Source organism: Pseudotabrizicola formosa, assembly GCF_002900965.1.
GTDB classification, from domain to species: Bacteria; Pseudomonadota; Alphaproteobacteria; order Rhodobacterales; family Rhodobacteraceae; genus Pseudotabrizicola; species Pseudotabrizicola formosa.
In genome coordinates, this window is sequence record NZ_PJOM01000001.1 from 602,543 (window position 1) to 624,551 (window position 22,009).

21 protein-coding genes are annotated in these 22,009 nt (G+C 64.5%); 4 read left to right on the top strand and 17 right to left on the bottom strand.

What is annotated here, in order from left to right:
* Nucleotides 1–5: 5 nt before the first annotated feature.
* The 13 genes from CXR43_RS03060 to trpS form a co-directional block, all read right to left on the bottom strand.
* Nucleotides 6–974: an ABC transporter permease gene (locus CXR43_RS03060; protein WP_103332542.1), complete on the bottom strand. Its 969-nt coding sequence runs from the start codon at nt 972–974 to the stop codon at nt 6–8.
* Nucleotides 974–2,077, bottom strand: coding sequence for an ABC transporter permease (locus CXR43_RS03065; RefSeq protein ID WP_103332543.1), 1,104 nt, complete (start codon nt 2,075–2,077; stop codon nt 974–976). Before CXR43_RS03065 ends, CXR43_RS03060 begins: the two co-directional genes overlap by 1 nt.
* Nucleotides 2,077–3,660 (bottom strand): ABC transporter ATP-binding protein, encoded by a 1,584-nt coding sequence (locus CXR43_RS03070; protein ID WP_246831259.1) that lies wholly within the window; start codon nt 3,658–3,660, stop codon nt 2,077–2,079. Before CXR43_RS03070 ends, CXR43_RS03065 begins: the two co-directional genes overlap by 1 nt.
* A complete protein-coding gene (locus CXR43_RS03075; RefSeq protein WP_103332544.1) occupies nt 3,660–4,664 on the bottom strand; it encodes a BMP family lipoprotein in 1,005 nt (334 codons plus the stop codon). The genes CXR43_RS03070 and CXR43_RS03075 overlap by 1 nt, the downstream gene beginning before the upstream one ends.
* Nucleotides 4,665–4,856: 192 nt before the next feature.
* On the bottom strand, nt 4,857–5,270 hold the full coding sequence (locus tag CXR43_RS03080; protein WP_103332545.1) for a GNAT family N-acetyltransferase: 414 nt from the start codon (nt 5,268–5,270) through the stop codon (nt 4,857–4,859).
* Nucleotides 5,263–5,892, bottom strand: a complete 630-nt coding sequence (tsaB, locus tag CXR43_RS03085) for a tRNA (adenosine(37)-N6)-threonylcarbamoyltransferase complex dimerization subunit type 1 TsaB (RefSeq protein WP_103332546.1) — start codon at nt 5,890–5,892, stop codon at nt 5,263–5,265. The genes CXR43_RS03080 and tsaB overlap by 8 nt, the downstream gene beginning before the upstream one ends.
* Complete coding sequence (locus tag CXR43_RS03090) at nt 5,882–6,445, bottom strand: NifU family protein (RefSeq protein ID WP_103332547.1); 564 nt, start codon at nt 6,443–6,445, stop codon at nt 5,882–5,884. The genes tsaB and CXR43_RS03090 overlap by 11 nt, the downstream gene beginning before the upstream one ends.
* Nucleotides 6,446–6,524: 79 nt before the next feature.
* Nucleotides 6,525–6,713 (bottom strand): hypothetical protein, encoded by a 189-nt coding sequence (locus CXR43_RS03095; RefSeq protein WP_103332548.1) that lies wholly within the window; start codon nt 6,711–6,713, stop codon nt 6,525–6,527.
* Nucleotides 6,714–6,817: 104 nt separating this feature from the next.
* Nucleotides 6,818–7,273 (bottom strand): universal stress protein, encoded by a 456-nt coding sequence (locus CXR43_RS03100; RefSeq protein ID WP_103332796.1) that lies wholly within the window; start codon nt 7,271–7,273, stop codon nt 6,818–6,820.
* A 65-nt stretch (nt 7,274–7,338) separates the two neighbouring features.
* Nucleotides 7,339–8,595, bottom strand: a complete 1,257-nt coding sequence (locus CXR43_RS03105) for an Hsp70 family protein (protein WP_103332549.1) — start codon at nt 8,593–8,595, stop codon at nt 7,339–7,341.
* 60 nt (nt 8,596–8,655) lie between these two features.
* Complete coding sequence (locus CXR43_RS03110) at nt 8,656–9,135, bottom strand: VOC family protein (RefSeq protein ID WP_103332797.1); 480 nt, start codon at nt 9,133–9,135, stop codon at nt 8,656–8,658.
* Nucleotides 9,136–9,376: 241 nt separating this feature from the next.
* Nucleotides 9,377–10,429, bottom strand: a complete 1,053-nt coding sequence (locus CXR43_RS03115) for a hypothetical protein (protein WP_103332550.1) — start codon at nt 10,427–10,429, stop codon at nt 9,377–9,379.
* 82 nt (nt 10,430–10,511) lie between these two features.
* Complete coding sequence (gene trpS, locus CXR43_RS03120; RefSeq protein WP_103332798.1) at nt 10,512–11,558, bottom strand: tryptophan--tRNA ligase; 1,047 nt, start codon at nt 11,556–11,558, stop codon at nt 10,512–10,514.
* An 87-nt stretch (nt 11,559–11,645) separates the two neighbouring features.
* Between trpS and CXR43_RS03125 the strand changes: the two genes are divergently transcribed.
* The gene (locus CXR43_RS03125) at nt 11,646–12,332 is read left to right on the top strand and encodes a rhomboid family intramembrane serine protease (RefSeq protein ID WP_103332799.1); all 687 of its coding nucleotides are present in this window, start codon (nt 11,646–11,648) and stop codon (nt 12,330–12,332) included.
* 86 nt (nt 12,333–12,418) lie between these two features.
* Here CXR43_RS03125 and murJ read toward each other — a convergent pair whose 3' ends face one another.
* From murJ to CXR43_RS03140, 3 genes are all read right to left on the bottom strand, one after another.
* The gene (gene murJ / locus CXR43_RS03130) at nt 12,419–13,966 is read right to left on the bottom strand and encodes a murein biosynthesis integral membrane protein MurJ (protein WP_103332551.1); all 1,548 of its coding nucleotides are present in this window, start codon (nt 13,964–13,966) and stop codon (nt 12,419–12,421) included.
* Nucleotides 13,963–16,704, bottom strand: coding sequence for a [protein-PII] uridylyltransferase (locus tag CXR43_RS03135; protein WP_103332552.1), 2,742 nt, complete (start codon nt 16,702–16,704; stop codon nt 13,963–13,965). The genes murJ and CXR43_RS03135 overlap by 4 nt, the downstream gene beginning before the upstream one ends.
* Nucleotides 16,705–16,810: 106 nt before the next feature.
* On the bottom strand, nt 16,811–17,986 hold the full coding sequence (locus CXR43_RS03140; protein ID WP_103332553.1) for a penicillin-binding protein activator: 1,176 nt from the start codon (nt 17,984–17,986) through the stop codon (nt 16,811–16,813).
* Nucleotides 17,987–18,073: 87 nt separating this feature from the next.
* Between CXR43_RS03140 and rsmI the strand changes: the two genes are divergently transcribed.
* The 3 genes from rsmI to gshB are packed head-to-tail and all read left to right on the top strand — an operon-like array spanning nt 18,074 to nt 20,386.
* Nucleotides 18,074–18,982: a 16S rRNA (cytidine(1402)-2'-O)-methyltransferase gene (rsmI, locus tag CXR43_RS03145; RefSeq protein WP_103332554.1), complete on the top strand. Its 909-nt coding sequence runs from the start codon at nt 18,074–18,076 to the stop codon at nt 18,980–18,982.
* A 51-nt stretch (nt 18,983–19,033) separates the two neighbouring features.
* Nucleotides 19,034–19,387, top strand: coding sequence for a YraN family protein (locus CXR43_RS03150; protein WP_103332555.1), 354 nt, complete (start codon nt 19,034–19,036; stop codon nt 19,385–19,387).
* 57 nt (nt 19,388–19,444) lie between these two features.
* Entirely contained in the window at nt 19,445–20,386 is a 942-nt protein-coding gene (gene gshB / locus CXR43_RS03155) for a glutathione synthase (RefSeq protein WP_103332556.1), read from the top strand.
* An 87-nt stretch (nt 20,387–20,473) separates the two neighbouring features.
* Here the strand turns inward: gshB and CXR43_RS03160 are convergent, their stop codons facing one another.
* A complete protein-coding gene (locus tag CXR43_RS03160) occupies nt 20,474–21,988 on the bottom strand; it encodes a YifB family Mg chelatase-like AAA ATPase (protein WP_103332557.1) in 1,515 nt (504 codons plus the stop codon).
* Nucleotides 21,989–22,009: the final 21 nt, after the last annotated feature.

Genomic DNA, 22,009 nt, shown 5'->3' on the forward strand with positions numbered 1-22,009 from the left:
GCTGCTCAGCGTTCCTTGACATAGGGTTGCCCCCCGGCGCGTGGGGGGATCGCTTTGCCAACAAAACCTGCCAGGACCAATACGGTCAGCATGTAGGGCAGGGCATCCAGCAGCGGTACCGGAACCCTGACCTGGACCACCGCCTGCACGACATCGGGCCGCAGGGCAAGGGCCTGGAAGAAGCCGAACAGCAGGCAGGCCCACATCGCCGCCACCGGCCGCCATTTGGCGAAGATCAGCGCAGCAAGCGCGATATAGCCGCGTCCGGCGGTCATCTCGCGACCAAAGCCTGCCTGAAGCGCGGTTGCCATATAGGCCCCTGCGATCCCGCAGAGGATGCCCGTGATGCCAACCGCAGCAAAGCGCAGCCCGACGACCGATATGCCTGCGGTGTCCACCGCCGCCGGGTTCTCGCCCACGGCGCGCAGCCGCAGTCCAAAGCGGGTGCGGAACAGGATCCACCAGGTCAGGGGCACGATCAGAAAGGCCATGTAAACAAGGATCGAGTGTCCCGAGATCACCTCGTAATACAAGGGCCCGACCACCGGCACATCGCGCAGCGCTTCGGCCCCCGGCAGGGTGATCGCGTTGAACCGGGCGGGGCCGGAGAGCGGCGGCGTGCGGCCACCTTGCTGGAACAGGGCTTGCGCGATCAGGACCGTCAGGCCCGAGGCCAGAAAGTTGAGCGCGACACCCGAGATCAGCTGATTGCCGCGGAAGGTGATCGCCGCGATGCCATGGAGCAGCGCAAACAGCATCGACGCGCCGATTCCGGCCAGAAGCCCGGCCCAGGCCGATCCGGTCAGCGCGGCGACCGCGCCCGCCGACATCGCGGCGGCCAGCATCTTGCCTTCCAGCCCGATGTCGAAGATGCCCGCACGTTCGGAATACAGGCCCGCAAGGCAGGCCAGCAACAATGGCGTGGCCAGCCGGAGCGTGGTGTCGAGCACCTGCAGGAGGGTCGCGTAATCCATCAGGCGGCCCTCAGTGCTTTCGTCGTGCGGAACAGGCGGAACACGCGTTCCAGCATCATCCGCACCATCATGTCCAGTGCACCGGTGAACAGGATCACCAGACCCTGCACCACGATGCGCATTTCGATCGGGATATTGGTCCACAACCCAAGTTCGGCGCCGCCCTGATACAGAAAGCCGAACAGCAGCGCCGCCAGAACCACCCCAAACGGGTGATTGCGCCCCATCAGCGCCACCGCGATGCCGATGAACCCGGCCCCTTCGGAGGAATTCTGCAACAGCCGCTCGGCCTCACCCATCACGTTGTTGATGCTCATCATTCCGGCCAGACCGCCCGAGATCAGCATGGCGATGATGGTGATGCGCACCGGGTTGATACCGGCGTATTTCGCCGCTGCCTCGGATTTTCCAAAGGCACGAATCTGATAGCCAAGCCGGGTGCGCCACAACAGCGCCCAGACCACCACCGCCATGGCAAGCGCGATCAGCAGAGTCACATTCGCCGGCACAGGCCGTTGGAAAATCAGGTTGAATCCGGGAATATCATTCAATGCCGGCAGTTGCGCGCCCGCCGGAAAGCGGGCCGAGGCCGGGTCCATCTGCCCGGTGGGGCGCAGCACATCCACCAGCACATAGACCAGCAGCGCCGCCGCGATATAGTTGAACATGATGGTGGTGATCACGATATGGCTGCCGCGCTTGGCCTGCAGATAGGCCGGAATTGCCGCCCAGGCCGCGCCAAACAACGCCGCCCCCATGGTGGCCGCGATCAGCGCCACCGTCCAATGCGGCCAGGGCAGCGACAGACAGACCAGTGCGACACCAAGGCCACCCAGTTGGGCCTGCCCCTCGCCGCCGATGTTGAACAATCCGGCGTGAAAGGCCACGGTCACCGCCAGTCCGGTAAAGATGAAGCTGGTTGCATAATACAAGGTATAGCCCCAGCCATAGGGTGAGCCGAGCGCGCCATCGACCATGACCTTGAACGCCTCGACCGGGCTTTGTCCGATCACCAGCAACACCAGTGCCGATATGGCTGCGGCAAAGAGCAGGCTGACCAAGGGCACCAGCGTGATATCGGCCCATCTTGGCAAACGGTCCATCAAGCGGCCTCCCCGGCGGTTTTTCCGTCCATCCCGGCCATCAGCATGCCCAACTCGCGCTCATCCGTGGTGGCAGGGTCGCGCAGTCCCATGATCTGCCCGTCAAACATCACGGCGATGCGATCGGACAGCGACATGATCTCATCCAGTTCCACACTGACAAGCAGGATCGCTTTCCCGGCATCGCGCAGGGCGACGATCTGCTTGTGGATGAATTCGATGGCCCCGATGTCCACCCCGCGCGTCGGCTGGCCGATCAGCAGCAGGTCTGGGTTCTGTTCCACCTCGCGCGCCACGACGATTTTCTGCTGGTTCCCGCCCGAGAAGTTCTTGGCCGCCAGCGTGGCAATCGGTGGACGGACGTCATAGGTGGCCATCTTCTTTTCGGTATCGGCGCGCAACGCGTCGTTGTCCATGAACAGGGCCGATTTCTGATACTTCGGATCGTTGTGATAACCGAAGGCTACGTTTTCCCAAGCTGTGAAATCGAGGATCAGGCCGTGGTGGTGGCGGTCTTCGGGCACATGAGCGATGCCGGCCTCCCGCCGGCTCTGGCCGTCGGCACCGGCCCCGGACAGTGGCAGATCCACCCCGTTCAGCGTGATGCGGCCCGTGGCCTTGATCATGCCACCCAAGGCGGCCAGCAGATCGGACTGACCGTTGCCAGCAACGCCTGCGATCCCCAGAATTTCACCGGCCCGAATGTCCAGACTGATGCCTTTCAGCCGGTCCACCCCATGCTCGTCTCGAACGCGCAGGTTTTCAACTGACAGCACCACTTCGCCCGGTACGGCGGGGGCTTTTTCCACCTCCAGCAGCACCTTCCGGCCGACCATCAACTCGGCCAACTGCTCGGGGCTGGTCTCGCGCGTCTTTACCGTGGCGACCATCGTGCCGCGCCGCATGACGCTGACGTTGTCAGTGGCCTCCATGATCTCGCGCAGTTTGTGGGTGATCAGGATGATGGTCTTGCCCTGATCCTTCAGCCCGCGCAGGATGCGGAACAGATGGTCCGCCTCATCCGGGGTCAGAACCCCGGTGGGTTCGTCCAGGATCAGGATATCGGCCTGGCGGTACAATGCCTTGAGAATTTCGACCCGCTGCTGATGGCCGACCGACAGATCTTCGATCAGGGCGTCCGGGTCCACATCAAGCCCGTATTCCTGAGCCAGCTCGCGCAGGATGCGCCGCGCCTTGCCCAGCGACGTGTTCAGCAGGGCCCCATCCTCTGCCCCAAGTACGATGTTTTCCAAGACCGTAAAATTCTGCACCAATTTGAAATGCTGAAAGACCATGCCGATGCCGGCGCGGATGGCGCTCTGGCTGTCGGGGATCGGGGTCAGGGTGCCGCCAACAAGGATCTGACCGGAGTCAGCTTTGTAAAAACCATAAAGGATCGACATCAACGTCGATTTCCCGGCACCATTTTCGCCAATGATACCGTGGATCGTGCCTTTTGGCACCGAGATGTTGATGTCCTTGTTTGCCTGCACCGGGCCAAAGGCTTTGGAAATGCCTTTCAACTCGATGGCAAACGGGGCGGCAGTTTCCTGCCGCCCCATGATGTCAGCCGGTGCGACCATCAGAACGTCGCGGCCGGGCAGGTGTCGTCTGTGCGATAGTCATGCACCACCAGCGCGCCCGACTTGATCTGTTCGGCGGCAGCGTCCACGGTGGCCTGCATCTCGGCGGTGACCAGTTCGGCGTTGTTTTCGTCCATCGCATAGCCAACACCGTCTGACGCAAGGTTCAGCGCCTGTGTGGTGGTGTCCAGCTCTGCGCCTTGCATCATCGAGTTGTAAACCGCCACATCCACCCGCTTGAGCATCGAGGTCAGTACCGAGCCGGGGTGCAGGTGGTTCTGGTTGCTGTCCACGCCGATGGACAGGATGCCTTCGTCCGCTGCCGCTTGCAGGACGCCCAGACCGGTGCCGCCTGCGGCTGCAAAGATCACGTCCGAGCCTTGCGATTTCTGGGCCTTGGCCAGTTCCGACCCCTTGACCGGATCGTTCCAGGCCGCTGGGGTGGTGCCGGTCATGTTCGAGATGAACTTGATGTCAGGGTTCACCGCGACCGCGCCCTGTGCAAAGCCACAGGCAAAGTTGCGGATCAGCGGAATGTCCATGCCGCCGACAAAGCTGACGGTTCCAGTCTTCGACGCAAGCGCCGCCATCATGCCGACCAGATACGATCCTTCATGCTCGGCAAAGCCGATGGTCAGAACGTTTGGATGCTCTGCCGGGTCAACCCAGCCGTCGATCGTTACAAACTTGGTGTCGGGAAAGTCCTTGGACACGGTGGCAATCGGGTCCGACATGCCAAAACCGGTGGTGACAATCGGGTTCGACCCGGCTTCGGCCAAACGACGCAGGGCCTGCTCGCGCTGCGCCTCGTTCTGCATCTCGATTTCCTTGTAGGTCCCGCCGGTTTCCTTGGCCCAGCGCTCTGCGCCGTTGAAGGCAGCCTCGTTGAAGGACTTGTCGAACTTGCCGCCCAGATCGTAAATCAGTGCCGGTTCCGCAGCGGCTGCGCCGGCCGTCAGGGCAAGCGCACCGGCTGCGCCCAAAAGGTGTTTCATCATGGTCATCGAGACTCTCCCGGTTGTCATTGCGACGTTTACGTTTTTTTGCCCTGGGCTGTCCGCAGATACGAAAGCCTGAGGTCGTCGTCAATTTAGGTCAGTGTCGTGACAAAGGGTCAAGTGCCATTTGAAAGGCGTCGTGCGAGATTTGATCTTTCGATCAAATTCAAGGCGATCCACATCAGGCATAACGCTGCGTCACAGAGCCCGTGACAGAACAAGCGCATCATCGCGCCTCCCATCTGCCGCTGTGTAATAGGCTTTTCTGCGCCCCTTCAGAATGAAACCGGCGCGTTCATAGAGCCTGATGGCCGGGGCGTTGCCTGCTGCAACCTCCAGAAACGCGGTTGTGGCTGTTCGCACCTTTGCAGTGTTCAAGAAACCTTGAACGAGCCTGCCGCCAAGGCCCCTGCCTTGCGCTGCGGGCAGAACCGCCAGCGTCAGCAGCTCCGCCTCTCCGGCAACCGCGCGGCCCAGCAGAAAGCCACCCGATTCGGACAACAGAAAGACATGCGGACTGTCCAAGAGCGACCGGATCTCGGGGGCAGACCAAGGGCGGGGCAGGGTGAAGCAGGCGGCATGGATCGACGCCAACTCTGCCACCTCAGGCATCGAGGATCACCGGCGGCGGGTCGCTGGGTGGGGCCGCATCTGCGCCGCGCAAGTAGAACGGTGCCGGGCGCGGCTGCGGATCTTGCGCGCGGCTTGCGGCAATGCGGGCAATGGCTTCGACCATGGGCATCGCCGGGGCGACAGCGTCCCCTTCAACGTTACCCGCTGCGGAGCCTGTCACCGGTCCTGCCACGCTCAGGCCTGCAAGCGCTCGCAAGGCCGCCGGTTCCGGCCCGCCCACGCTGAAATGCTGCACATACACCTCGTCCCGCCGCGCGTCTTCCACCACCGTGACAGGGCGTGGCAGCCCATGGGCAAGCGCTTCCAGCCGGGTCACTCCAATGGCCGGAACGCCAAGCGACAGGGCCAGCCCCCGCGCGGCCGCCACCGATATGCGCACCCCGGTAAAGTTTCCCGGCCCGGTACCGACACCGATCGCATTCAGGTCACGCCAGCCGAGGTTAGCTTCGGCCAGCACCTCCTCCAGCAGGGGTAGCAGGCGTTCGGCCTGACCCTTGGCCATCTCTTCTCGCCGGATCAGGCAGCGGCCATCGGCCAAAAGCAAAGCGGCGGCGCAATGCGCCGCCGATGTGTCGAATGCCAGAATGGTTTCAGGCGGCAACCGGACGCACCTCGGTCACTTCCGGGATGTAATGGCGCAGCAGGTTCTCGATCCCCATTTTCAGGGTCAGGGTCGAAGACGGGCACCCCGCGCAGGCCCCTTGCATGTGCAGATAGACCACACCGCGCTCAAAGCCGTGAAAGGTGATATCGCCACCATCCTGCGCCACGGCTGGCCGCACGCGGGTGTCAAGCAATTCCTTGATCTGGCGCACGATGTCACCATCCTCGCCGGTGTGTTCGGCATGGCCGCCCGCAGCTTTTGCTTCGCCGTCCATGACCGCAGCACCCGATTGGTAATGCTCCATGATGGCCCCAAGGATGGCGGGCTTGATGTGCTGCCAATCGGCGTCATCAGACTTCGTCACCGTCACGAAATCGGTGCCGAAAAACACGCCGGTCACATTGCCGGTCGCAAAGATACGCTTGGCCAGCGGCGATTTCTGACCCGCTTCGGCGTTTGGAAAATCTGCAGTGCCAAGCTCCAGCACGGTCTGTCCGGGCAGGAATTTCAGCGTGGCGGGGTTCGGGGTCGACTCGGTCTGGATGAACATTGGTATCTCCGACGGTTCCACTCGGATATGGGCCCTGATGGCCAACAAGTCAACCGGAAGACCCGGTCAGACCCGGGCTTCAGCGGGTCTCATCCGATCCGAAATAGGCATACATCACGTCAAGCGGTGACAGATCGCGCAGCTTTGGCTGCGCCTGTTCGCGGACTGTCGTTGTGCAATAGTCCAGCGTCGCCCGTTCTGCGCGGTCCAGTGCGGTGACTGGCGCAGCGTATGGATAGTAGGTCTCTGGTGATCTGAGAGCGGTCATGGCGTAAGTCCCTTCATGCTCTCCTCCCTGCGATGGACATAAGCCTTGCTGCGGCGCAGCAAAAGACCAAAGCGCGCAACCCCGCTCTGCGCCAAGTGCAGGGGTCAGGTGATGCGTTCAAGCCGCTCTTTCGACATTTCACCCGGCACGATGGTTACAGGAATCGGCAAACCGCCCGCGTTCTTTGACATCTGGGTCACAAGCGGGCCGGGCCCGGATTTGTCGCTGCCGGCACCCAGCACCAGCACGCCGATGTCTTCGCTTTCATTCACCAGTTTCAGGATCTCGGTCACTGGATCGCCTTCGCGGATCACCAGATCGGGGTTCACCCCCTGCTTGTCACGCATCCACTTGGCAAACACCTCGAAATGCGCCTCGATCCGCTCGCGCGCTTCTGCGCGCATCAGATCGGCCACACCCATCCAGTGCTGATATTCTTCTGGCGGGATGACCGAAAGGATGGTTACCCCCGCCCCGGTATGAGACGCCCGCAAGGCGGCAAAGCGCATCGCGTTCAGGCATTCCCGACTGTCGTCCAGCACGACAAGAAACTTCCGCATGATATTCTCCCCAAGCGGGCGCATCATGGCCGATGGCCGGTGGCCTCGCAAGTCTTAGCGATGCGTCACGCGAACCTTCGCGCCGCATCAAGGGCCAGGCCGGTGCCAACGCTGCCAAACATGTCGCCGGTTGCAATCGGAGTGCCGGGCAGGCAGCGGGTGACGGCATCGCGCAGCACCGGCAGGCTGGCCGAACCACCGGTCATGAACACCGTGCCAATGTCACGCGGGGCCACCCCGGCCCGCCGCAAGACTTCTGCCAGACCAGAGGTCAGCCGCAGGACGGGATGTTCGACACTGGCCTCGAACCCGGTGCGCGACAAGGGCTTGTCACGGCCGCCGGTCAGCGCGGCAATGGCAATTCTGGTCTGGACCTGGTCTGACAGGTCAATCTTGGCCGCCTCCGCCGCCATGGCCAGCGCATGTCCGCGGCGGTGTTCCAACACGGCAAGCAGCCGGTCCAACAGATCCGGCGATGTCGCCCGCTGGCGCAACTCCTTGATTTCGCGCGATACACTTGGCGCATACATCGTGTTGATCCGGTGCCAGCTTGCCAGGTCGAGATAGTAATGCTGTGGCATCGGCGTCTTGCCGCCATGCACCAAAGACCCAAGGCCCAGATCGGGCATGATGTGGTCCAGGCTCAACAGCCGGTCCAGATCGGTGCCGCCGAGGCGCAAGCCGTGGTTGGCCAGAATGTCACCGCTGCGGTCGGATCGCGTCGCGCCTTGCGCCGAGACGCGGATCACCGAAAAGTCGGTGGTGCCGCCGCCGATATCGACGATCAGCACCAGCTCCTCGGCGGTGACGCGGCTTTCATAATCCAGCGCCGCCGCAATCGGCTCATACTGGAAGCCCACCTGCGAAAACCCGGCCTCCCGCGCGATGGCCTCCAGCACATCCTGCGCCGCCTGATCGCCGGCCGCATCGTCATCGACGAAATGCACCGGGCGCCCCAGAACCACATGGTCGGTGCCGGGCTGTGCGGCTTCCAGCTTGCCGCGCAGGTGGCCGAAAAAGCGGCCAATGATCAGGGTAAAGGCAATCGCCCGGTTTCCGACCCGGGTTTTTTCGTGGATCAGGTCGGACCCCAGGGCGCTTTTCAAGCCGCGCATCAGCCGCCCGTCGTCGCCCTCGACATAGGCCGCCATCGCGGCCCGCCCGAACTGCGGCGGCGCCCCTTCGGCATCCCAGAACACGGCCGAGGGCAGGGTCACACTGTCCCCTTCCAGCGCAATCAGCCGCGCGCCGGACCCTGCCGGAATGGATACCGTGGAATTTGAGGTGCCGAAATCCACCCCGCAGACGCGTGCCTGTGCCATGTTGTCCCCTGATCGCAAGCCGGCGGGCCTAAGGGGTTTGTGGCCCGCTGTAAAGACCCGCTACGCCTCGGTCAGCAGGGCGGCCAGATCAAAACCCCGGTTGACCATCGCCAGCGTGCCATTGGCATCGCGGGGCCAGTCTGCCTCGGGCCGGTCGACATACAGCTCCACGCCATTGCCATCGGGGTCGGTCAGATAGATCGCCTCGCTCACCCCATGGTCGGCCGCGCCGTCGATCGGCCAGCGCGCCTCGACCAGCCGCCTGAACACCCGCGCCAGCGCCTTGCGGTCGGGGAACAAGAAGGCGGTGTGATACAGGCCGGTATGGCCCGCAGGCGGTGGTGTGCCACCCGCACTTTCCCAAGTGTTCAGCCCGATGTGATGATGATACCCACCCGCCGCCAGAAACGCCGCCTGCGGGCCGTAGCGCTGCGTCACGCCAAAGCCCAATATGCCTGAATAGAAGGCAATGGCACGGTCAAGATCTGCCACTTTCAGGTGAACATGGCCTACGCGGGTGCCGGGGTGAATGCTGGTCATCTTGCGCTCCATCGGGGGAACCCCTAGGCAGGGGCTGTTTTGGCACATTATCCCGACGCGGGCCTGCGACATAGCCCCGCGACCGCACAAAGGCTGTGAGAAAAAGCCCCCCGATCCGGAGGGGACCAGACCGGGGGCAAATAGGGCGGGGCCGCATGGGGCCGGTGACGGACCCAGATGGCAGCTCAATTGGGGGACAGGCCCGCCCGTCAACTGCGACGCTAGCGCGCGATGGATTCAGTCATGTGACACTGCGCCGCAAAGCGCGGAGCACCATTGTCTGAACAGCCCCCGCCACCATCATCGCAAGCGAGACCAGCGCCCCAATCAGCCCGGTCATCAACCCTATGGCGGTATCACTGATCCGCACCGTCGCGCGCAGCACCCTTGATTTGCCCAGCACTTCGGCCCGCGACACGGTCCGCGTGCCAAGGGCTTCGGACGCGCGGGCCAGCCGCCGCGCATCCACCGCATCATCCACCAGCGGCAGCAGATGCAGCGCCTGCACCGGCCCGGTCGCGTCGGCCACACGTCCAAGGTCGGTGACCGTTTCGGCGAGCGGGAGCAACGCATCGGTGCGCAGGAGCGCCGTCACATCCTGCGGGCTGCGCGCCTTTGGCAGATCGGCCCAGCGGATGCCGTCGGTCACCGCGCCTGTCATCCGCGTGGTCAGCGCGGGCGACAGGCGGCCCATGCCCCGCGCCAGCCGGATCGTGGCGGTCCCTGCCTTTACCGTGGCCGAGGTGCCGCCGGTCGCCATCAGCGCGGCGGTCGCCCCCAACCCCACCACCGACAGGCCAAGGTCCAGCTGATCCACCGGCCGCCCCATGCTGTAATCGGCCCCTGCCTGCACCACGCCGCGCAAGTCTTCGACGGGTGTCAGCAAGATCGGTGCCTTGCAGATCAGCGCGGTGGACAGCGAACAGGTGCTGATGTCCCAGATACAGGCAAGGCAATCGCCCGACAGCGCCATCACCCCCGAGTCCTCGCCCCAGGCTTGCTCATATGCGGCTGGCAGCGGATGGCCCTGCTCCGCCGCCACCTCGGCCAGGGCTTGCAGGGCCACCCAGTTGCGCGGGTCTTCCTCTAACCGGGCATTGATCAGGTCTGACAACCGCTCGGGCGTGGCCTCGCGCGCCATCATGCGGTCGGTCAGCGCCTGAATCTCGGTAAAAGATCGGTCGATGACAGGGGAGAGGGTCGGGTTTTCGGCAATGCGCAGGCCAGACCGCAAGGTCATTGCCAGCGACCCGACCAACAGAAACAGCAAAAGCGCCCGGGACAGAACCTTCATTCTGCGCAGCATAGCGTGGCCATCGCCAGGGGCACAGCGCTTTCGCGTCAGGGTAGGGGGCGGCACAGGCCGCCCCTGAGGTTCAGCGCCGCGACCGGATCATGCCGGTGATGTCGTAGACCTGATCAAGGATGGGCCGGGCAATCGCCTCTGCCCGGTCAGCCCCGGTGCCAAGAATGCGGTCAATCTCGGCGGGGTCCTGCATCAACCGGTTCATCTCGCTGGTGATCGGGGCCATCACCGAAACCGCAAGCTCTGCCAGCTTTGGCTTGAAGGTCCCGAACAAGGCTCCTGCATTCTCGACGATGACCTCCTGCGCGGTCATGCCGGCGAGGGCAGCGTAGATGTTCACCAGATTGCGCGCCTCGGGCCGGTCTTTCAGGCCGTCCAGCGTGTCTGGCAGCGGTTCTGCGTCGGTCTTGGCCTTGCGGATCTTGGTCGCAATGGCATCGGCATCATCGGTCAGATTGATGCGCGACTGATCCGACGGGTCGGATTTCGACATCTTCTTGGTGCCGTCGCGCAAGCTCATGACGCGGGTGGCCGCGCCTTCGATCAGCGGCTCTACAATGGGAAAGAACGCAACCCCGTAATCATGGTTGAACTTGGCCGCGATGTCGCGGGTCAGTTCCAGATGCTGCTTCTGATCCTCGCCCACCGGCACATGGGTGGCGTGATAGGCCATGATGTCGGCGGCCATCAGCGCGGGATAGGCGTACAGGCCCAAGGATGCGGCTTCGGCATTCTTGCCGGCCTTGTCCTTGAACTGGGTCATGCGGTTCATCCAGCCCAGACGGGCGACGCAGTTGAAGATCCAGGCAAGCTCGGCGTGGGCCGAAACCTGCGACTGGTTGAACAGGATCGACCGCGCCGGATCGACGCCCGAGGCGATGAAGGCCGCCGCCCCTTCGCGGGTTTGCTGGCGCAGCTTGGCCGGGTCTTGCCAGACAGTGATGGCGTGCATGTCGACAAGACAGTAGATCGTCTCGATCCCCTCATCCTGCTTTTGCGCAAAGCGTTTCAGGGCCCCGAGGTAATTGCCAAGGGTCAGCCCGCCCGAGGGCTGGATGCCTGAAAAGACGCGAGGGCTGAAGGCTTGCGGCGTTTGGACCGCCGAAGGCTCTGACATGGTCGTCTCCATCTGGATAAAGCAATCTGGCTGGCGTAATCCATGGTCACGGGGGCGTCAATCGCGCAGGCCCCGCAGGAGAGCCCGATGCAAGACATGAATGCCGCCCCGCTGAACCCGCTGCCGCTGGTGGTCTGGGCGCTGGCTTTGCCGATGATCGCGATGGAACTGGTGCTTGCCGCCGCCGGGGCCGGGCTGATCGGCGGACCGGAGGGAATTGGCTGGCGCTTGCAAGTGCTGGAAGGGTATTCCTTCTGGCCTGAGCAGATGCGGTACTTGCTGGAGACCGGGCAGTACCCGCTTGATGGGATGCACCGGCTGGTGACCTACCCGTTCGTGCATGGCAATCTGACCCATGTGGTCTTTGCTGTCGTCATCCTGCTGGCGCTGGGCAAGATGGTCGGGGAGGTGTTCCGCTGGTGGGCGGTGCTTTTGGTGTTCTTCACCTCGGCCATCGTGGGGGCCATGGTCTACACCCTTGTGCTGCCGGGGGTGCAGGCGCCGCTGATCGGGGGGTATCCGGCGGTCTATGGGTTGATCGGGGGGTTCACCTTTTTGCTCTGGGTCAACCTTGCGGCGGTGGGGGCCAACAAGTACCGGGCCTTCACGCTGATCGGGTTCCTGCTGGCGTTCCAGCTTTTGTTCGGGCTGTTGTTTGGCGGGGGCTATGAATGGGTGGCCGACCTGACCGGGTTTGCGACCGGGTTCGTCCTGTCTTTCCTGGTCAGTCCGGGCGGTTGGGGGCGGGTGCTGGAGAAGGTGCGGCAGCGCTAGCTTCCCCCTGTGTTACGGGGAGGAAGGCACAATGAAACCAAAGGCTTGCCTTTTGACTTTAAGGAAGCCTTAACCTTTGCCCCCGGTCAGCGTGGGCTGCGGCGCAGCGCTGACTTGAAATCTGACAGCCGGAAGGCGCCGATCAGGGTGCCGATGGCGAAGTAGCTGAGGATGCCCGCGCCGATCAGCAGGGCCAGTCCGGCATAGCGCAGCCCGGGCGTGCCCAGCATCGGGCCAAGGGCGGTCATCGCGCCGAACAGCACGGCGCCCATGCCAATGGCGGCCAGCACAATGCGCCAGGCGCGGGCGCGGAACCGGGCATCAAACTGCGCGGCCTCGCCCATGCCGCGGCTGCCGCGCCAGAGCTGCCAGACCATGACCCAGGCGGAGAGCGTGGTGGCCAGCGCCGCCGCGACAAAGCCGATCAGCGGCATCAGCCCGATGGCGATCAGCGCATTCACCACCATGCAGATCACCGCATAGCGGAACGGGCGCCTGGTATCTTCACGCGCGTAATACAGCGGTTGCAGCATCTTTTGCAGCATGAAGGCGGGCAGGCCCAGGCCATAGGCGGCCAGCGCCATCGCCGTATTGGCGGTGTCATCCGCGCCGAATGCGCCGCGTTGATAGAGCACGGCACAAAGCGGCATGGCGATCACCACCAGCGCCACCGCCGCCGGCAGTGTCAGCGCCATGGCAAATTCGCTGCCGCGGTTGAAACTGTCCCGCCCGCCCTGAGCGTCGCCCGCGCGCAAGCGGCGCGACAGATCGGGCAGCAGCACGGTGCCGATGGCGATGCCGACAACGCCAAGGGGCAATTGATACAGCCGGTCGGCATAGGACAGCCAGGCCACAGCGCCATCGGTGAAGCTGGCCACCTGACGGCCCACCAGAAGGTTGATCTGGATGACCCCGCCGGCCAACACGGCGGGGGCTGCCACGCTGAGCAGGTGTTTCAGTTCCGGCGTGATCTTTGGCCAGGCGAGCCTTGGCGCAAAGCCGACGCGCGCGGCGGCCCACCATGTGAAGGCCAGCTGTGCCACGCCGGTCAGGGGCACCGTCCAGGCCAGGGTCAGCCCCATGTCCCAGCCGGAGTGATCTGCCATGACCATGGCGGCGATGAACATCAGGTTCATCAGCACCGGCACGAAGGAGGCTTCGGTAAAGCGGCCAAAGGCGTTGAGCACGCCCGACAGCAGGGCCACAAGACTGATGAACAGGATATAGGAAAACCCGATCCGGCCATAAAGCACCGCCAGATCAAAGCGTTCGTCGCCCGCAAAGCCCGACGCCATGGCCCAGACCAGCCAGGGCATGGCCAGCGTGCCCAGCAGCGAAAACACCAGCAGTATGGCGGCCAGACCGCTGAAGGCATCGCTGGCAAAGCCCTTTGCGTCTTCGCCGCCTTCCAGCTTTTTGGCAAACATCGGCACGAAGGCCATGTTGAATGCGCCTTCGGCAAAGAAGCGGCGGAACATGTTGGGCAGGGAAAAGGCGATCAGAAAGGCCTGAGCCACCGGCCCGGACCCAAGATAGGCGGCCATCAGGATATCGCGGGCGAATCCCGCACCGCGTGACAGCAGCGTCCAGCCGCCGACCACCATGATCGAGCGGATCAGGCGGATCGGCTTCATTGCGTGGCCCGCTCCCGTCCCTCTAGGATGGCTTGGCGCAGCTTTTTCTCCAGCGCGTCCTGTTTGGGCTTGGCGTGCATTTTCAGGCCGAACATGTCTTTCACATAAAAGCTGTCCACCACCTGTGCGCCATAGGTCGCGATCACGGCAGAGGCGATGTAGATGTTGTTGTTGGCCAGCGTGCGGGTCAGATCATACAGCAGGCCGGGGCGGTCGCGGGTATCGACCTCGATGATGGTGTAGATGTCCGATCCTTCGTTGTCGAACATGATATGGGTCGGAAAGCGGAATTCGCTGTCGCGCTTTTTCACCTTGTCGCGGTCTTTCAGCGCGTCGCGGGCGACGACCTCGCCGCGCAGGGTCTTGTCGATCATCGACCGCAGGCGGGGCAGGCGGGCCTCGTCATAGGGTTTGCCCTCGCCATCCTGAATCCAGAAGACGGCGGTGGCATAGCCATCTTTCGACGTATAGGTGCGGGCGTCGACCACATTGGCCCCGACAAGGGCCAGCGCCCCGGCCAGACGCGAGAAGATGCCCGGATGATCGGCAAGCGCAAAGGCGGCGCGTGTGGCGTCGCGGTCGGGTTCGGGGTGCAGGTCGATGCGGATCTCGTCATCGGCCAGCCCGCGCAGCAGGCGGGCGAACACGGCCTGCGTCTCGGCCGGCAGGCCCTGCCAATAGGGCGGGTAGTGCCGGGCGAGTTCGGCGCGGATATCGGCCTGCGGCCAGTCGGACAGCGCCTCGCGCAGGGCCTTCTTGCCCTCATCCTCGCGCTGGGTGCGGTTGATGTTCTCCAACCCGTTTTCCAGCGCCCCGGCGGTTTCGTTGTACAACCGGCGCAGCAGCATGGCTTTCCAGTTGTTCCAGGTGCCGGGGCCGACGCCGCGGATGTCACAGACGGTGAGCACGGTCAGCAGATCCAGCCGCTTGCGGGTTTTCACCGCCTTGGCAAAGTCGCGCAGGGTGCGCGGATCGCCGATGTCACGCTTTTGCGCCATGTCGGACATCAGCAGGTGATAGCGCACCAGCCATTCGACGGTTTCGGTCTCGTCATGGGTCAGGCCAAGGCGCGGCGCGATGCGGCGGGCCATCTGGGCCCCGATGATCGAATGATCCTCGGGGCGGCCTTTGCCGATGTCATGCAGCAGCAGCGCGATATAGAGCACCTTGCGGTTGACCCCGGCGGAGAGGATGCCGCTGGCGATGGGAAGCTCTTCCACCAGCTCGCCCCGTTCGATCTGCGCCAGAACCGAGATGCATTGGATGATGTGTTCATCCACCGTGTAGTGGTGGTAGACGTTGAACTGCATCATCGCGACGATGCGTTCGAATTCGGGGATGAAGGCCCCCAGCACGCCCAGTTCGTTCATCCGGCGCAGGGCGCGTTCCGGGTTGCCGTGTTTCAGGAGCATGTCGGTGAACAGGCGGACGGCCTCGGGGTTGTCGCGCACCGAATCGTCGATCAGCGTCAGGTTCGCCGCGATCATCCGCATGACATTGGGGTGCAGCAGATAGCCGGTGCGCAGGGCCTCTTCAAAGATCTGCAGCAGGTTCAGCGGGTCGGTCAGGAAGGCGACCTCATCGGTCACGTCGATGCGGCCCTGCACCAGACGATAGCCCTCGCGCACCCGTTTCTTGCGCTTGAAGATGCCGAAGAGGCTGGCCTCTGGCTTGGCGTGGCGCGCTTCCAGTTCGGTCAGGAAGATGCGGGTCAGCTCGCCGACGCGGGTGGCATGGCGGAAATAGTCCTGCATGAAGATTTCCACCGCGCGGCGGCCATGGGCATCGCGGTAGCCCATGCGGGAGGCCACCTCGACCTGCAGGTCGAAGGTCAGCTGGTCCATGGCGCGCCCGGTGATGTAATGCAGGTGGCAGCGGACGGCCCAGAGGAACTCCTCGGCGGTGCGGAAGGTGTCATATTCTTCGGGGCGGAACAGGCCGATGGCGACCAGCTCGCGCGCGGCGGGCACGCGGTGCAGGTATTTGCCGATCCAGTAGAGCGTCTGCAGGTCGCGCAGGCCGCCTTTGCCTTCTTTGACATTAGGCTCCAGCAGATAGCGTTGGCCCCCCTGGCGGCGGTGGCGTTCGGCGCGTTCGGCCAGCTTGGCCTCGATGAACTCGGGGCCTGTGTTGCGGAACAGCTCTGACCACAGACGGTCCCCCAGCTCGGTTGCCAGCGGTTCGTGGCCGGCGATGAAACGGTGCTCCAGCAGGGCGGTGCGGATGGTGATGTCTTCGCGGCCCAGACGGATGCAATCCTTGACGGTGCGGGTGGCGTGGCCGACCTTCAGTTTCAGATCCCACAGCATATACAGCATGGATTCGACCACGCTTTCGGCCCAGGGCGTGGTTTTCCACGGCGTGAGGAACAGCAGGTCGACATCCGAGGCCGGGGCCATTTCAGCGCGGCCATAGCCGCCCACGGCCACAACGGCGATGCGTTCTGATTCCGTGGGGTTCGACAGCGGGTGCAGCCAGCGGCAGGACACTTCGAGCACGATGCGCACCAGCGCGTCGGTCAGCACGGACTGGCCCAGCACCAGCGCCCGCGCGTCGCGTGGGCGGGCGAGGAAGGCTTCGGCCAGCGCGGCATTGCCCCGCGCCCGGACCTCTGTCAGGTGGCGGACCGCGATGGCGCGCATGTCCCGGCTGTCAGGGCCGGGATGCTCGGCCAGTTCTTGTGCGATGGCCGCCAGACAGGCCCCAGGGTCGATGATCTGGTCTGAGGGCAACAGCATGTCGGGCGCAGCGGTGAGGGGCGCAGCGGTGAGGGGCGCAACCGTGGCAGCGGCTGCGCCCGCAAGGGGCGTTGGGGTGGCGACGGGGCGCGCCACTGGCTTGGCCTTAAGACCCGAAGCCGCCGAAGCTGCGCGGCGCAGGGTCGATGATCACGACCTGGTTGTTGCGGATCTGGGCCACGGCGAGACCGCGTTCGTTTTGTCCGTCAGAGCGCAGGCGGAAGATGCCGTTCACGCCGACAAAGCCTGCGGCCTGCGTCAGCGCTGCCCCGTTCAGCGTGGTGGTGCGGCCCTGTTTCAGCAGCGCGCCGATCGCGGCGATGCCATCATAGGCAAGGCCGGAAATCGGATGCGGCGGCTCGCCAAAGGCGGCCTGATACCGGGTCTGGTATTGCTGATACAGGCCCGGGTCCGGCAGGGCGAACCAGCCGCCCTGCACGCCCGGCAGGCCGAGGGTGGCCTGCGGAATGTCCCAGCGGGTCAGGCCGATGAACTGGGTGACGGCCGGTCCAAGGCCGTTGTCGTCGAGAATCTGGCTGACGAGGGGCAGCGCCCCTGCGGTATCGGCGGTCAGGAACACGGCATCGGCATTGTTGTCGCGCGCGGTGGCGGCGATGCGGGGCGCGGCCTCCAGCACGCCGTTCTGCGAGAATTCGTAAGAGCCGACCGCGACCACAGAGCCACCGGCCCGGGCCACGCCCTGTTCGATCGCCCGGCGACCCAGCTGGCCGGCGGTGTTCTGGTCATGCACCACCATGATCCGCGGCTTGCCATTGCGCACGGCATAGCCGGCCAACCGGTCCGCAGTGTTGCCAAAGGTCTGGCCCAGGATGAAGACATTGCCACCGGCGATATCGGGGTTGTTGGAAAACGCCAGCACATTGACGCCACGCGCCGCAGCCGCCGCGCCTGCGGCATTTGCCTCTTGCGCAAAGACCGGACCAAGGATGATCTGTGCGCCGTCGTCGATGGCCCGGGTTGCCATGGCCTGTGCCGAGGCCGGCTGGCCTGCGGTGTTGTAGACCCGCAGGTCGATCCGGCTGGTGCCGAGATCGGAAATCGCCAGACGTGCGGCGTTCTGCAAGGACCGGGCCAGCAGCTCGTCACTGGCCTGACCCGAGCCCGAGGGCACCAGCAGCGCCACGACGACCGGAGCCGACGAATCGATGGCCGTTCCGGCTCCGGGGCCGGCAGCGGGCTGGCAGGCGGCAAGGGCGAGTGCCGCGACCGCAAGGGCAGCATGGCCCAGCGACTTGCGGGCCCGGCGTATAACAGACAACATATGGACTTCCTCTTCCCGATGGGCGCAGCTTTGAAGGCTGAACTTACGGGCAATGGCGCACGAAGTAAACTTGTCAGGACCCGCCCGATGACCCCTCAAAGCGACGACCCCGCCCGCCCTGGCCCGCATTCCCCTTCGCCGCGCGACATTCCGCCGGGCCTGCACTTCGTGTCGACACCGATCGGGGCTGCGCGCGACATCACGCTGCGGGCGCTGGATCTGCTGGCCGGGGCCGATGTGCTGGCGGCCGAAGACACGCGCAGCCTGCGGCATCTTATGGAGATTCACGGTGTCAGCCTGAAGGACCGGCCGCTGGTGCCCTATCACGAGCATAATGAGGCACAGGCCCTGCCCAGACTGCTGCGAGCGCTCAGCGAGGGCAAATCGGTGGTCTATGCGTCAGAGGCGGGGACGCCCCTGATCTCTGACCCCGGATTCGGTCTGGCCAGGGCGGCGATTGCAGACGGCCTGCCGGTGCTGGCCGCCCCCGGCGCATCGGCGGTGCTCTGCGCGCTGACCGTATCGGGCCTGCCATCGGACAGGTTCTTGTTCGCCGGGTTTCCGCCCGCGGCCAAAGCGGCACGGCGCCGCTTCCTGGAAGAGCTGGTGCGCACCCAGGCGACGCTGATCCTGTATGAAAGTCCGAAACGCATTAGAGAAACATTAGGGGAATGTGTGCAAACCTTCGGAGAAGAGCGAAGGGCAGTGGTGTGCCGGGAGCTTACGAAACGCTTTGAAGAGGTGACACGCGGCACATTGGCCGATCTGGTCGCGGCCTATGACGGGCGGGATGTGAAAGGTGAAATCGTTCTGCTGATCGACCGCGGGGCTGTGGTGCAGGCGGATGCCGAAACGGTGGAGTCGGCCTTGGACCGTGCGATGATCAGCATGTCTGTCAAGGACGCGGCGGCAGCCATTGCTGACGCTTATGGTGTGCCACGCCGCGAGGTCTATCAGCTTGCGTTGACGCGGCCCCGTACAGGGAAGGATGGCTGAGGCCTGCTGTCGGCTTGCTGCGGGGTTGGACTTATCAGAAAGGCAATCGGGATGAGTGGACGCAGAAGTTATTACGCCGGAGCCTCGGCCGAGGATCAGGTTGCGCAATTCTACGACCGGTCGGGGCGGCAGGTGATTGCGCGGCGGTGGCGGGGCCCGGGTGGCGAGATTGACCTGATTGCGCGGGACGGTGCGGAGGTGATCTTCATCGAGGTCAAGCAGGCACGAAGCTTTGCGATTGCGGCTGAACGGGTCACTGCGCGGCAGATGGCGCGGATTTGCGCATCGGCGGAATGCTTTATCGGCACGGAACCTGCCGGGTCACTGACGCCGGTACGGTTTGACGTGGCGCTGGTGGACGGTACGGGCCGGATCGAAGTGCGGGAAAACGCCTTCGCCGCCTGACGGTTTGCATCTTTCCGCGCTTTGCGCCAATGCTGCCGCAATCACGGAGGATTGCCCATGCCGCTTAAGGTTGCCCTGCAGATGGACCCGATCGGGTCGGTCAACATCACCGCCGACAGCACGTTTCGGATTGCGCTGGAGGCGCAGGCCCGGGGGCATGCGCTGTTTTATTACCCTCCGGATCGGCTTGCCTTTGTCGAGGGGCGGGTGATGGCGCGGGGATTCTGGATCGAGCTGCGGCGGGAGGTCGGGAATCATGTCAGCTTCGGGCCGGAGGTCGAGGTCGATCTGGCGGATATGGATGTGGTCTGGCTGCGCCAGGACCCGCCGTTTGATATGGGCTATATCACCACCACGCATCTTCTGGAGATGATCCATCCGAAGACATTGGTGGTGAATGATCCGTTCTGGGTGCGGAATTTTCCGGAAAAGCTTTTGGTGCTGCGCTTTCCGGACCTGACCCCGCCGACGGCGATTGCGCGGGATCTGCAGACGATCCGGGCGTTCAAGGCGCGGCATGGCGATATCATCCTGAAGCCCTTGTATGGCAATGGCGGGGCGGGGGTGTTCCGGCTTGACCCGAATGACCGCAATCTGACCAGTCTGCATGAGATGTTCACCGGCATGAACCGCGAGCCGTTGATTGTGCAGAAGTTCCTGCCGGCAGTGTCGGCAGGGGACAAGCGGGTGATTCTGGTCAACGGGGAGCCGGTGGGGGCGATCAACCGTGTGCCGCAGGAGGGCGAGACCCGGTCGAACATGCATGCCGGGGGGCGGCCCGAGCAGGTGGGGCTTACCGCGCGCGATCTGGAGATCTGTGCTGCGATCGGGCCGGTGTTGCGCGACAACGGGCAGGTGTTTGTCGGCATCGACGTGATCGGCGACTGGCTGACCGAGATCAACGTGACTTCGCCCACCGGCATTCAGGAGCTGGAGCGGTTTGACGGCACCAATACCGCGGCGCGGATTTGGGAGGTCATTGAGGCCAAGCGGGCGTGAGCCTTTGGGCAGAGGCGTTTTTTGCGAAAGCGCCGGCAAGGCACCTTGGGTTTGGCGGTCCGGCGAAGAGAATGACCGACGCCGCAGCTATGATTTTGAACCCGCTGCAAAGCGGTAGCTGACCGCTTCTGCCACATGGGGCAGGCGGACTTCGGGTGATCTGTCCAGATCGGCGATGGTGCGGGCGACACGCAAAACCCGGTGGTAGCCGCGCGCGCTCAGCCCCATCCGTTCGGCGACGCGGGCGATCAGGGCGCGGCCCTCTGCATCCGGGGTCGCCACCTCTTCCAGCCGTCTGCCCTCCAGATCAGCGTTGACACGCAGGGTCGCGTCCCCCGCGTAGCGCGCGGCTTGCAGGCTGCGGGCGGCGGCCACGCGGATGGCGATGGTGGCCGAGGCGTCTCCGGTCGCGGGCAAATCCAGATCGGTATAGGCGACGGGCGGCACATCCACGCGCAGGTCGAAACGGTCCATCAGCGGGCCCGAGATCCGGCCCAGATAGTCATCACCGCACAGCGGCGCCTTGGTGCAGGCGCGGGCCGGGTCTGACAGATAGCCGCAGCGGCAGGGGTTGGCAGCGGCGAGCAGCAGGAAGCGGCAGGGATAGCGGATATGGGCATTGGCGCGGGCCACCATCACCTCACCCGTTTCTATCGGCTGGCGCAGGGTTTCCAGCACCTGCCTTGGGAATTCGGGGAATTCATCCAGAAACAGCACCCCGTTATGCGCAAGGCTGATTTCCCCGGGTTTGGCGCCTTTGCCGCCGCCGACGATTGCCGCCATGGATGCGGTGTGATGCGGTTCGCGGAACGGGCGGTCGCGCGAGATGCCGCCTTCGGTGAGCAGCCCGGCCAGCGAGTGGATCATCGAGGTTTCCAGCGCTTCGACCGCCGAGAGGGGCGGCAGGAGTCCGGGCAGGCGCGCGGCCAGCATGGATTTGCCCGACCCCGGCGTGCCGACCATCAGCATATGGTGGCGGCCCGCTGCGGCAATTTCCAGCGCGCGTTTGGCGCGTTCCTGCCCCTTGACCTCGGCCAGATCGCGGCCGCTGCTTCGGGGGAGCACCTCGCCCGCTTCGGCGGGGGGCAGCGGGCATTGGCCAGTGTAATGGCGCACCACCTCGTCCAGCGACGCCGCGGCGATCACTTCGGCGGCCCCGACCCAGGCCGCCTCGGCCCCGCAGGCGCGGGGGCAGAGCAGGGCGCGGTCGCTTTCAGCGGCGGCCATCGCGGCGGGGAGCGCGCCGATCACCGCGATCAGACGGCCATCAAGCGAGAGCTCCCCAAGGGCCACCGTGCCCTCTACCTCGTCTTTGGGGATGATATCGAGGGCGGCCAGCAGGGCCAGCGCGATGGGCAGATCGAAATGCGAGCCTTCCTTCGGCAGGTCGGCGGGCGACAGGTTGACGGTGATCTTCTTGGTGGGCAGGGCGATGGACATCGCGCTGAGAGCGGCGCGCACGCGTTCCTTTGCTTCGGACACGGCCTTGTCTGGCAGGCCGACGATGGAAAATCCGGGCATGCCGGGCGACACGGCGCATTGCACCTCGACCAGACGTGCCTCGACGCCCTCAAACGCCACTGTATAGGCTTTGGCGACCATGTTTACCCCGATCCCTTGGTG